Here is an 11,978-nt window from a genome sequence, read left to right on the forward strand (position 1 = left end):
CGCTGTCACAGCGCGGTCGGCGCAGCCTCGGTGCTGCGGTCGATTACAGGGTCACATCGGTCCCGGAAAAAATCAAGCCCGCGTGCTTGTTATTTTCCAAAATCCCAGGTCGGGACCGGTCCCGGTGCGTCGGCAACCTTCAGGCACACTGAACAGGTGTCCTCAGACGTCACCGCGATCGTCCTGCTCGCCCTCGCCGGATTCCTGCTCGGCGGGGCGTACTCGCTGTTCAAGACCTCGCGCCCGCTGGCCATCGGGCTCGCCGTCTGCGGCGTGCTCGCGGCCGTGGGCGCGGTGCTCTGGATGACCAACTGACTCCCTGGCGCTCAGGCGCTTCCCTGAAACCCCTTTCGGCCCCGGGGGGCCGCTACTCCGCTTCGAGGCGGAAGATGCGGAGATCCTCGGGGACGCCGCTCAGGGGAGCGGCGAAAAAGCTACGGCGATAGGGCTTTACGCCCAGCCCGAGCTCCTCGAGCGTCTCGGGTCGCAGCGAGTCCAGGGTCGCGCCCGAGAGCATGGTGTTGCCATTGCCGCCCGCCTCCATGACGCGGGCCGCGATGTTCACATCGATGCCGAGCCAGTCGCCGCCGATCTCGCGCGGGCTGCCGGTGTGCAGCCCCAGGCGCATCTGCGGGCGATAGCCGTCCACCGACACCGCCGACAAGTTCTCCTTGGCCGCCACCGCCGCCCGCACCGCCCGGTCCGCGGACGGGAACACGGCCATCACGCCGTCGCCCATGCGCTTGACCACCTGGCCGCCGCGATCCACGATGGGCGGCTCGATGGCCTTGGCCACCCGCCGCAGCAGGTCCAGGGTCACCTCGTCCCCCGCGGCCAGGGACCAGCTGGAGAAGGCCACCAGATCGGTGAACATGATGGTGATCTCCTGCGGGCCACGACCCTTGCCGACCCGCTCCAGCACGGCCTGCCAGACCTGCAGCGCACCCAGCCCCAATTCGCGTGCGGCACTGGGGGAATCACCGACCAGCTTGTCCGCCGCGCGGGCCACCGCACGCGCGCCACCGGGCCCGGAGACCGAAAGCGGATCACCGAAGGCCGGATCGCCGGGCAGGTTCTCGCGCGCCTTGCGGATGGCGCCGATGATGTCGCCGCGCTGATTGGCGGCATTGACCATGGCCGAGAGCTGCCCGGGGAAACCGCCGCGCCGCCGCCCGGTCTGCGACTCGTCGGTCTCGTCGGGGTCCTCGGACAGTTCCGCGGGAATCAAGGGAATGACCACATCCGGGTCGATGCGGGGTTGCCGCGCCCGGCTGCCGGGCACGTCGCGGGACCGGTTGCGATCGGTTCCCAGTCCGTCCGTGCGGTTCGCGTCGGAGGCGCGTTCACCGCCGTCGGAGGGTCGTTCGCTCACGCCCAGAGCGTATCTCAGCGTTCCGTCATGGGATGGATCAATGATTGCCACCTGACACCTCCCGATCGGTGCTAGCGGCCACATCATTGGGCCCGCCGAAGGTTTGAGTGTTTTGGTTGCTGCTTCGATGCTACGACTGTCCAGTACGACGGCCAACCGATCCAGGCCGGTAGGAAAAGTTAGCTGGAACACATTTTCGGCTCCCCATGACATCGGCCCGATACGGAGAATCCGTATCGGGCCGGTGCTCGCCGCCGTGCCGGGCAGTGGCCGGCGGCCCCCAGGGCAGGGTCTGTGCGTCGCGCTCTACGCGTCGCGCTTATTTACCACGAACAACGCGGCTCCGAAGATCAATGCGACAAAGACCGCGAAATAGGCCAGGCCGCCCCACGGACCCCAGTGCCAGTACGACGACTTGGCATCCACGGTGCCCAGGAACAGGCCCGCGTTCTGGAACGGCAGCAGCACCTGGATCTCCCGGCCGACCTTGCCGAACGCGCCCACCATGGGCTCGAGGATCACCGGCCAGACGATCAGCAGCGACAGCGCGCCCGCCGACTGCCGGATCAGCGTGCCCACGCCGACCGCCAGGAAGACCACCAGCAGGATGAACAGCGGCACGGCGTAGAAGACCCGCAGATCGCCACTGCTCAGGCTCAGGTGACTGCCCGCGTCGTGGTTCACCATGACCTTGAAGATGAAGAAGCCGAGGAAGGTCAGCACTGCACTCAGCAACGCCATAGCAACCCCAATGACACCTGCCTTCGTGAGCAGCACGGAGGTTCTGCTGGGAACCGCGAGAAAGGTGGTCTTGATGGTGCCGAAGCGGTACTCGCTGGTGACCGCCAGCGCCGCCAGGATCATGACCATCAGGTAGCCGAAACCCGGAATGCCCTGGGCCAGGCCGGTGATACCCAGGCCCGCCACCGAGTTCTCCGCGTACGGCGCGTCGGCCGGGGTCATCTTGCCCTGGGCCAGCTGATCCTCGAACACCCGCCAGGACGCGTTCAGGGCCAGGCTGAACAGCGCCGCGATACCCAGCGCGAAGATCACCAGCAGCGCCGTGCACCAGACCGGGGATTTGGTCGAGGTGAGCTTGATTCGTTCCGCCGCGAGCACTCCCATCAGAGCGCACCTCCCATGACCTGATCGAAGCCTTCGCCGTGGTACTGCACCGCGCCACCGGTCATGCGCATGAACGCCTCCTCCAGCGAGGCGCGCTGCGGCGAGAGCTCGTAGAGCGTGATGTCGTTGGCGCCGGCCAGTTTTCCGACCGCGTCGCTGGTGACGCCCGCGACCACCAGGGCCGGGCCGTCCCCCTCGGTAGGTTCTTTACCGGCCGGCCGGGCGCCGTCCTCGCGGACCGTCATGCCGTTCGAGGTGAGCAGGCTGCGCAGCTGATCCAGCTGCGGACTGCGCACGCGCACAGACTGTTCCGAGGCCTTCTCGATGAAATCCTTTGTGGTGGTGTCGGCAATGAGCCGGCCCCGGCCGATCACGACGAGATGCTCGGCGGTCTGCGCCATTTCGGAGAGCAGATGACTCGACACCAGCACGGTGCGGCCCTCGCCCGCCAGCCGCTGCATGAAGCGGCGGATCCACAGAATGCCCTCGGGATCGAGGCCGTTCACCGGTTCGTCGAACAGCAGCACCTGCGGGTCGCCGAGCAGGGCGCCGGCCAGGCCGAGCCGCTGCGACATGCCGAGGGAGAAACCACCGGCGCTCTTGTTGGCGACCTCGGACAGGCCGACCAGGCGCAGCACCTCCTCCACCCGCGACTGCGGAATGTCATTGGAGGCGGCCATCCACCGCAGGTGCGAGCGCGCGGAACGATTGGGATGCACCCACTTCGCGTCCAGCAGCGCGCCGACGGTGTCGAGCGGACGCTTCAGGTCGTGGTACGGCTTACCGTCGATGAGGGCGGTGCCGGAGGTCGGTGTGTCCAACCCCAGGATCATCCGCATGGTGGTCGACTTGCCCGCCCCGTTCGGGCCGAGGAAGCCGGTCACCTGCCCCGGACGGACCGTGAACGACAGGTCCGACACCGCGACGGTCTGGCCGTAGTGCTTGGTCAGGCCTCTCAGTTCGATCATGGCGACCAGTCTTCCCCATGTGCGGAGCGCGCACTATCGCTAATTGGTCGCGCGTAGCTCATCCCTGAGGATGACTGGGCTAATTTGCCCTCCGCTTCGCTCCGGGCGGGTTCGCGGCGCTGGAGTCTCGTTCTTCCCTCCTCCGCTCCTCCGCTTCGCTCCCCCGCTCCGTCAGTCCAGAACGAGACGCGCCGCGAACCATAGCGCGGCACTTCAGGGACGAGACGGCGCGAACCGTAGTGCGGCGCTTCAGAATCCGGGCGAGGACGCTTGTGCCCAGAACCGCTTGGGGATTCGACCCGCCTGCCGCGCCAGCCGGCCGCCCTCGACCGCGCGGGCCATGGCGGCGGCCATCAGCGCGGGCTGCCGGGCGCGGGTGACCGCGGTGGCCAGCAGGACCGCCGAGCAGCCGAGTTCCATTGCCAGCGCGGCATCACTGGCGGTGCCGATGCCCGCGTCGAGGATGACCGGCACGCCCGCGGCGGCCACGATCATCTCGATATTGTGCGGATTGCCGATACCCAGGCCGGTGCCGATCGGCGAACCCAGGGGCATGACCGCGGCGCAGCCGGTGTCCTCGAGGCGCTTGGCCAAGACCGGGTCGTCGGTGGTGTAGGGCAGCACGGTGAAGCCATCGTCCACCAATTGCTCTGCGGCGGCGACCAATTCGATGGCGTCGGGCAGCAGGGTGCGCTCGTCGGCGATGACTTCCAGCTTCACCCAATCGGTTTCGAGCGCCTCGCGGGCCAGCTGGGCGGTGAGCACGGCTTCGGCCGCCGTGCGGCAGCCGGCGGTATTGGGCAGCGGGGCGATCTCCAGCCGCTTGAGCAGGTCCAGCACACCGGTGCCGCCCGCGGCGTCCACCCGGCGCATGGCGACCGTGGTCAGCTCGGTGCCCGAGGCGACCAGGGCCTCCTCCAGCACGGCCAGGTTCTCCGCGCCGCCGGTGCCCATGATGAGCCGGGAGCCGAACTCGCGACCCGCGATGACCAGCGGCGCTCCTGCCGGCGCGCTAGCCACCCTGCACCGCCGTCAGCACCTCGATCTCCCAGCCGCGGCCGACCGGCTCGTCCCAGCGGGATTTGGGGAACACCGCGCCGTCGATGGCCAGCGCCACGCCCTGGCATGGCAGGTTCAGCCGTTCCAGTAGCTGCCGGATGGTGAGCTCGTCGGGGAACACGTGGTCCTCACCATTAACGGTGACGCCGACCGGAATTGCGGTCATCGAACTCCTCCTGGGTGCTGTGCATATCGAAAAGAAACGGTGCGGCGGTGGTGAACCGGCGCGGGTCCGCGGCGCGCGCCTCGGGCAGCTCGGCGTCGGCGAGCAGCGCCAGGACGGCATCGGCGGTGACCGGGGTGTCGAGAATGCCGTTGCGGCCGTGTCCCGCGGCCACGATCACCTGCTCGTCCAGGTAACCGATCAGCGGCAGATTGTCGGGCGAGCCCGGTCGCGAACCCGCGATGGCCTCGGCGAATTCGTACTCGCCGAGGCCCGGCAGCACGGCTTCGGCATCGGTGACCAGGTCGCGGACACCGGCGACGGTGACGGCATTGTCGAACCCGACTTCGTATTGTGTTGCACCCAGCACGATTCCGTCACGCCTCGGCACAAGATATATGGGCCGGCCGTGCACCCGGGCCCGGATCACGCGGGCGGGCGCGCGCGGGGCGCTGGGGCGGCGGCGCAGGCGCAGGATCTCGCCCTTCACCGGGCGCACCGGCAGACCGGGCCACAGGTCGGCGGCCGCGGCGCCGGTGGCGAGCACGACGCGATCGTGCGGCAGGCCCACCGGGGACTCCACCCGCTCGGCGCGGAACTCCACTCCGGCCGCGGCACAGGCGGTTCGGAGCGCGGTCACCAGGGCGCGATTGTCCACGGCGGGTTCGGCGACGGCGAGCAGTCCGGCGCGCACGCCGCGGCCCAGGCCGGGTTCGGCGGCGCGCACTCCGGCGCGGTCCAGCAGGCGCAGCTCGTGGCCGCGGGCATTCACCCAGTCGGCGATGGTGCGCAGGTCGGCGGCATCGGCGCCGTCCAGGGCGACGGTCAGGGTCTGGTCGGCGACTAAGACATCGGTGCCGGTGACGGCCCGCAGCTCGGCGGCGAACCCGGGCCAGCGGATCAGGGAGGCGGCGCCGAAGGCGAGAGCGGCGTCCTCACCGGGCCAGCCCTCCGAGAGCGGGGCGAGCATGCCGCCCGCCACCCAGGAGGATCCGGAGCCCACGGCCGGGTCGAAGAGGGTGACGGTCCAGCCCGCTCCGGCGGCACGCCAGGCTACCGAAAGTCCGATCACACCGCCGCCGACGACGGCCAGAGTCCGCATGTGAATCCACCTAACTCATCCCGGCATCCGCGGGACCTGCATATATGTCGCTCGAAACAGTGGACTCGGCGGGAGTGTCGCGCACCGTCACGCCGGGTGCGCTCCCTCGGGTCGTTTCGACTGGAACACCGTAGCGCGACTACCGTCGAGGCTGTGCAACCCTCCCACCCGAACCGGCCCGCCACCCCACGGGAACGCCTCGCCACCGCGCGGCTGTACCTGTGCACCGACGCCCGCCGGGACCGGGGTGACCTGGCGGAGTTCGCCGAGGCGGCCCTGGCCGGCGGCGTCGACATCATCCAGCTGCGGGACAAGGGCTCGTCCGGGGAGAAGCGGTTCGGGCCGCTCGAGGCCAAGGCCGAACTGGGTGCGCTGGCCGAGCTGAAGGCCGCCGCCCGCCGCCACGGCGCACTGGTCGCGTGCAACGACCGCGCCGATATCGCGCTCGCGGCCGGGGTGGACGTGCTGCATCTGGGCCAGGGCGACCTGCCGCCCTGGTACGCGCGGCAGATCCTGGGCGGTGAGGTGGTGCTGGGCCGCTCCACGCACAATCGCGCGCAGGCCGGGCTGGCCGCGGTGGACGAGCACATCGACTACTTCTGCACCGGGCCGGTGTACGCCACCCCGACCAAGCCGGGCCGCACCCCCGCGGGCATCGACCTGGTCCGGTCCACCGCCGATTCGCACACGCAGCGGCCGTGGTTCGCCATCGGCGGTATCGACGCCCGCAGCCTGCCCGAGGTGCTGGACGCGGGCGCGACGCGAATCGTGGTGGTGCGGGCCATTACCGAGGCCGACGATCCGGAGGCCGCCGCCCGCGCCATCAAGCAGCGGATCCTGGAGAACGACCGCTAGCTAGCCGACCGGGTCGAGGCGGATCGGGACGCCGTTCAGGTTGGACATGCCCGCGAGGCGTTCCACATCGGCGAGATCGGTGGACATCAGGTCGTTCACGTTCGCACCCCCGGCGGCATTGGCGCGCCGCCAGCCGCCGTCGTGACCCCAGCCGTGCGGAATGGCCACGGTGCCCTCGGTCATGTCCTCGGTGAGCCGGGCGATCACCTCGATGGCGCCGTGCGCGGAGGTGACCCGGCACCGGTCGCCGTCGGAAATGCCCGCCACCGCCGCGTCTTTGGGGTTGATGCGGGCGGCGTGCTCGCGGTCGCCCCGCATGAGCGGCTCGGCATTGTGCATCCACGAGTTGTGGGATTTCAGTTCACGCAGCCCGATGACGCGCAGCGGATAGGCGGGATCGGCCGGCCGCGCGCCGAGGGTGCGCAGTTCGCCGATGATCTCGTCCGGATCCAGCCGCACGCGGCCACCCTTGTGCCGCACCACGTTCCGCAGTACCCCGGTGGCGATGCTGTCGGCGAGCACCACCCCGTGCGGGTGGCGGCGCAGCATGCGCAGGCTCAAGCCATTGCGCCGCAGGCCGAATCGGTCGCCGTAGGGGCCGGTGCGCAGGGCCAGGTCGGCCAGCAGGGTCGGGGTGGGGCGGGCGGAGCCGAGGCCCGGGACCCGGCGGCGCAGAGCGCTCAGCAGGCGACCGGCCGGGCGAGCCTGACCGACGGCGAAGGGCTGCACGCCGATCCGGGTCGCGATGGCGTCGATGATCCGCCATTCCTCGCGAGCCTCCCCGTACGGTTCGATGACCCGCTCGGTGTACTGGGTGTACGGCGTCGGGGAGAACGCGGTGAACGGCAGCGGAATGTCGTCGCGCTCCAGGAAAGTGGTCGCCGGGAGGATGTAGTCGGCGATCCGGTTGGTGTCGTTGACATATATGTCTATGGAAACGAACAGGTCCAGTTCGGTGAGCGCGGCGGCCAGTTCGCGGCCATTGGGCACCGAGGAGACCGGATTGCCCGCCGAGGTGAACAGGGCACGCAGGCGGCCCGGGCCGGGGGTGGTGATCTCCTTGGCCATGATGGCGGCCGGGAAGGTGCCCAGCACGTCCGGAAATCCGCCGATGCGGGAATGGTTCTTGCCGTAACCCGCGAAACCGAGGCGGGCGCTCAGCTCGGAGACCGCCACCAGTTCCTTGCCGAAGACCGAACCGCCCGGCCTGTCCAGGTTTCCGGTCACCAGGGACAGGACGTCGATGAGGAAGGCCACCAGGGTCGCGTGCCTGCCCAGGCAGGTGCCGGTGCGGCCGTAGACCGCGGCGGATTCCGCGTCGGCCAGATCGCGAGCGAGGGCGCGCACCCGATCGGGTTCGAGGCCGGTGATCTCGGCGGTGTATTCGGGCGTGAAACGCGCTACGGCATCCCGCAATTCCTGTGCGCCCCTTGCTTGCCGGCGCAATGCCTCGGTGTCTTCGAGGCCCTCGTCGAAGATGACCTGCAACAGCGAGGCCAGCAGCCAGGCGTCGCCGTCCGGTCGCACGCCGACGTGCTCGAACAGCTTGGCGGTCTCGGTGTTTCGCGGGTCGACCACCACCACGCGCCCGCCCCGCTTCGTGATGGCGGTGAGCTTCTCGCGGATACGCGGCGCGCTCAGCACACTGCCGTGCGAGACAAGGGGATTCGCGCCCAGCATGAGCAGGAAGTCGGTGCGGTCCAGATCGGGAACCGGCACGGTGGTGAGGGAGCCGTAGAGCAGCTCGCTGGCCACGAAGCGGTTGTTGACGTCCTGAGAACCGGCCGAATACACGTGCTTCAGCCCGGCGGCCAGCTGGAAACCCACCATCCACAGGGTGTGTGAATAGGAGAAGGAGGACGGGTTGCCGAAATACCAGCCGAGACTGTCGATTCCGTGCTCGCGGATGAGCCCGCGCAGGCGTGCGCCGATCTCTTCCAGCGCCGTGTCCCAGGAGACCCGCTCGAACTCGCCGGAGGCCGTGCGCCGCAAGGGATACAGCACCCGGTCGGGATCGTTCTGGATCTCGGTGAAGGCAATGCCCTTGGGGCAGGCGTTGCCGCGGGAGAGCGGATGGTCCTTGTCGGCGCGCAGGCGCACCAGCTTCCCGTCCTCGACGGTGGCGATCAGCCCGCAGAGGGGCTCACAGATCCGGCAGTAGGTGGGGAGCTCGCGCGCTGTCACGCCTCAAGACAACACCTGGTCCAGAGTGAGGAACAACACATTTCCGGCCAAATCGGTCTGTTCCGTGACCGATTCGGGCGCGCCGATGCGGGCGGTGCGGCCGACCCCGTCGCCATTCGAATGCAGCCAGAGGAATCCCTGCCCGGCCAGATCCAGGGTGCGCGGCAACGCGGCCGCCACCGCGCCGGTATCGGCGATTCCCTCGAGACTGATGAGGGTGGGCGTGGCGCGCAGGGCAGGCCAGGCGGCAGCGAAGCCGGGGTGCAGCGGCCGGTCCTCGACCTCGTCCTCGGGCACCCAGATCAGGTCCTGGCTCTCCTTGTTGCCGCGGGTGCGCAGCTGATCGGCGGCATCGGCGATGACGGTGGTGTAGGTCCAGCCACTGGGCGCGGTCGCGGTCACGCGGGATCCGCGCACCCGGATCGAGCCGGGCGCGATGCCCGCCTCCTCCTCGGCCTCGCGGACGGCCGCGTGCACGCTGGTCTCGTGTGAATCGCGGGCTCCGCCGGGCAGCGCCCAGGTGCCGCCCTGATGGGTCCAGGCTGCCCGATGATGCAGCAGGACTGCAGATCCGCCGCCGGCCAGCGGGGCGCGCAGCAACAGTCCGGCAGCGCCGAAACGACCCCACTGGCGGGTGCCATCCGGACTCTCCGCCCACCCGTCCCCATCACCACGCATCTTCGCAATCCCATCGTCCAACCGCGCTGCCGTGCACAGTCCCCGCTCGGGCGGGTCACACCGCGGGGATTCCCGCGTCACAGCGGCGGTACGTCCACAATAAGCTCATCCGACAGCAACAAGTCGGTCGTTCGATATCGGTCGTTAGGAGGTGAGGATGGCTCGCACCGAGGAATTGCGGCTCGCGGAGCTCTCCCCGCGCACCGCCGCCGCGGCCTGGCGCGAACGCTTCGCGACCACCGAACTGCGCAGTTTCGCCCGGTCCTCCCCGGCCAAACTGATCGCTATCGGGCTGGTCCTGCTGAGCCTGTGTGTGACGGCCGGCATCGTGACCGCCACCGCGGTGACCAACCGGCAACACGCGCTGGACGTCCTGCTGGATCAGTCCGAGCCCGACGCCTATTCGGCGCAGCGGCTCTATACCTCGCTGTCGGTGGCCGACGCCTCGGCCAGTGCCGCCTTCATTTCCGGTGGGCTGGAACCGAAGCCGATGCGCGACCGGTACAACCAGGCGGTCGGCGAGGCCGCGGCCGAACTGGTGACCCAGTCCAATCGCAGTGACGGGGAGGCGGATACGCATCTGCGCAGCGGTATCGCCACCGGACTGCCGGTATACACCGGCGTCATCGAGACCGCGCGGGCCAACAACCGCGCCGGGGAGCCGGTGGGCGCGGCCTATCTGAGCGAGGCGTCCAACCTCATGCAGGGGACGCTGTTGCCGATGGCGCAGGAACTGCAGGAGCACCGGTCCGCCGCCATCACCTCCACCCAGCACACGCACGTGCGCCCGCCCTGGCCCGCCATCCTGCTGCCACTGCTGGTGGTGGCGGCGCTGATCGCGGCGCAGCTGTTCCTGTACCGGCGCTGGCACCGGGTGCTCAATCTCGGGCTGATGCTGGCCACCGGGACCATGGCGGCGCTGCTGGCCTGGACGGTGATCGCGGGCATCATCTCCGCGGTGGACACCAGCCACGCCCGCGACGAGGGCAGCACCCCAACCGTGGCGCTCACCGAGAGCCGCATCCTGGCCCAGCAGGCCCGCACCGCGGAGACCCTCAAGCTGGTGCGCCGCGACACCAGCGCCGACTACGACAAGGCCTACGACCAGGCCATCGACAAACTGCGAAACATCCTGTCCGGCTATCGAACCGACGCGCCCGGCGCGAGCGACGTGCAGACCGCGGCGGCCGCCCTGGACCGCTGGCGGGCCGCGCACCAGCGCATGAACGACGCCCTGTCCAAGGGCGACTTCATCGGCGCGGCCGCGGTCGCCACCGGGCCGGGCGCCAACGAGGCCACCGCCCAGACCGACGCGCTGGACCGCGCGCTCGGCGACGGCATCACCAGCACCCGCAACATGCTGCGCACCGACACCTCGCACGCCGCCCGCACGTTGGACCTGCTCGGCCCAGGGGCGCTGGTGCTGAGCACCGCCGCCGCCGTGCTGATCGCGGCCGGACTCTGGCCCCGACTGCGGGAGTACCGATGACCCGAAGACCCGTCCGCTCCCTGACGCTCGCGACCCTGGCCGTGGCCGTGGCCTGCACCGCCGCCTGCGGGGACACCGGTCCCCCGCCACCCGCGCCCTCGACCCGGGCGCCCAGCTATGTCGAGCCGCCACTGCCGTCGGGAGCCGTTGCGGCACAGACCCAGACCGCGCCACCGCCGGAGGTGGCCGACTGCGGTGACCCGACCGCGAGCCTGCGGCCCAACGGCACCGGGAGCGGGCCCGACATCGACGCCATCCGGGCGCGGGGGCGGCTGTTGGTCGGCCTGGACCCGGGCAGCAATCTGTTCAGCTTCCGGGATCCGACCAGCGGCACGCTCGCCGGATTCGATGTGGAGATCGCCCGCGAGCTGGCCCGGGACCTGCTGGGCGATCCGGCGGCGCTGGAGTTCCGGATCCTCGGCTCCGCCGACCGCGAGCGGGCACTGCAGGAGCACACCGTGGACGTGGTGGTGAAGACCATGACCATCAATTGCCAACGGCGGCAGACGGTTACCTTCTCGACCTCGTATCTGCAGGCGCATCAGCGGGTGCTGGCCGTGCGCAACTCCGCCATCACCGGGCTCGCCGATCTGGCGGGCAAACGGCTGTGCGTGGTCAGCGGGACCACCTCCCTGGACCTGATCCGGCGCGCACAGCCCGCCGCGTCCATCCTCACCGTGCCCAGCTGGGCCGACTGCCTGGTGGTGCTGCAGCAGCGGCAGGTGGACGCGGTCAGCACCGACGACACCCTGCTGGCCGGGCTGGCCGAGCAGGATCCGGCCATCGAGGTCGTCGGACCCAACCTGAGCACCGAGCAGTACGGAATCGGCATCTCCAAGGGCGCGGACGATCTGGTCCGCTTCGTCAACGGCACCCTGGAACGCATTCGCGCGGACGGGACCTGGAACCGGCTCTACCGCCGCTGGCTGGTGACCGAGCTCGGAGACGCCGCCATTCCGCCGCCCCCGAGGTATCAGGACTGA

12 protein-coding genes are annotated in these 11,978 nt (G+C 69.9%); 4 read left to right on the top strand and 8 right to left on the bottom strand.

The window, feature by feature from the left end; genetic code table 11:
• Nucleotides 1–156: 156 nt before the first annotated feature.
• A complete protein-coding gene (locus ABZ909_RS27730; RefSeq protein WP_357004908.1) occupies nt 157–315 on the top strand; it encodes a hypothetical protein in 159 nt (52 codons plus the stop codon).
• 52 nt (nt 316–367) lie between these two features.
• On the opposite strand, the gene ABZ909_RS27735 is transcribed toward ABZ909_RS27730, so the two are convergent.
• The 6 genes from ABZ909_RS27735 to thiO all read right to left on the bottom strand — a co-directional run bounded on the left by ABZ909_RS27735 (nt 368) and on the right by thiO (nt 5,789).
• Nucleotides 368–1,135, bottom strand: coding sequence for an adenylate/guanylate cyclase domain-containing protein (locus ABZ909_RS27735; RefSeq protein WP_357005146.1), 768 nt, complete (start codon nt 1,133–1,135; stop codon nt 368–370).
• A gap of 543 nt (nt 1,136–1,678) precedes the next feature.
• Nucleotides 1,679–2,497, bottom strand: a complete 819-nt coding sequence (locus tag ABZ909_RS27740) for an ABC transporter permease (protein ID WP_357004910.1) — start codon at nt 2,495–2,497, stop codon at nt 1,679–1,681.
• Nucleotides 2,497–3,465, bottom strand: coding sequence for an ABC transporter ATP-binding protein (locus ABZ909_RS27745; RefSeq protein WP_357004913.1), 969 nt, complete (start codon nt 3,463–3,465; stop codon nt 2,497–2,499). Before ABZ909_RS27745 ends, ABZ909_RS27740 begins: the two co-directional genes overlap by 1 nt.
• 249 nt (nt 3,466–3,714) lie before the next feature.
• Entirely contained in the window at nt 3,715–4,458 is a 744-nt protein-coding gene (locus ABZ909_RS27750) for a thiazole synthase (protein WP_357005148.1), read from the bottom strand.
• Between the two features lie 19 nt (nt 4,459–4,477).
• Nucleotides 4,478–4,690, bottom strand: a complete 213-nt coding sequence (thiS, locus tag ABZ909_RS27755) for a sulfur carrier protein ThiS (RefSeq protein ID WP_354843470.1) — start codon at nt 4,688–4,690, stop codon at nt 4,478–4,480.
• A complete protein-coding gene (gene thiO / locus ABZ909_RS27760) occupies nt 4,659–5,789 on the bottom strand; it encodes a glycine oxidase ThiO (protein ID WP_357004916.1) in 1,131 nt (376 codons plus the stop codon). The genes thiS and thiO overlap by 32 nt, the downstream gene beginning before the upstream one ends.
• Before the next feature lie 153 nt (nt 5,790–5,942).
• On the opposite strand from thiO, the gene thiE reads away from it, so the two are divergent.
• Nucleotides 5,943–6,644, top strand: a complete 702-nt coding sequence (gene thiE / locus ABZ909_RS27765; RefSeq protein WP_357004919.1) for a thiamine phosphate synthase — start codon at nt 5,943–5,945, stop codon at nt 6,642–6,644.
• Here thiE and ABZ909_RS27770 read toward each other — a convergent pair whose 3' ends face one another.
• Together ABZ909_RS27770 and ABZ909_RS27775 are read right to left on the bottom strand one after the other, a co-directional pair.
• Nucleotides 6,645–8,828: a molybdopterin-dependent oxidoreductase gene (locus ABZ909_RS27770; RefSeq protein ID WP_357004922.1), complete on the bottom strand. Its 2,184-nt coding sequence runs from the start codon at nt 8,826–8,828 to the stop codon at nt 6,645–6,647.
• A 3-nt stretch (nt 8,829–8,831) separates the two neighbouring features.
• The gene (locus ABZ909_RS27775; RefSeq protein WP_357004924.1) at nt 8,832–9,506 is read right to left on the bottom strand and encodes an NUDIX domain-containing protein; all 675 of its coding nucleotides are present in this window, start codon (nt 9,504–9,506) and stop codon (nt 8,832–8,834) included.
• A 157-nt stretch (nt 9,507–9,663) separates the two neighbouring features.
• Between ABZ909_RS27775 and ABZ909_RS27780 the strand changes: the two genes are divergently transcribed.
• Both ABZ909_RS27780 and ABZ909_RS27785 read left to right on the top strand, forming a co-directional pair.
• Nucleotides 9,664–10,995, top strand: coding sequence for a hypothetical protein (locus ABZ909_RS27780; protein ID WP_357004927.1), 1,332 nt, complete (start codon nt 9,664–9,666; stop codon nt 10,993–10,995).
• Nucleotides 10,992–11,978 carry a glutamate ABC transporter substrate-binding protein gene (locus tag ABZ909_RS27785; protein WP_357004929.1) on the top strand — a complete coding sequence of 329 codons (987 nt, stop codon included), beginning with the start codon at nt 10,992–10,994 and terminating at the stop codon, nt 11,976–11,978. The genes ABZ909_RS27780 and ABZ909_RS27785 overlap by 4 nt, the downstream gene beginning before the upstream one ends.

The sequence above is a fragment of the Nocardia sp. NPDC046763 genome (assembly GCF_040645495.1).
In the GTDB taxonomy this organism is placed as follows: Bacteria; Actinomycetota; Actinomycetes; order Mycobacteriales; family Mycobacteriaceae; genus Nocardia.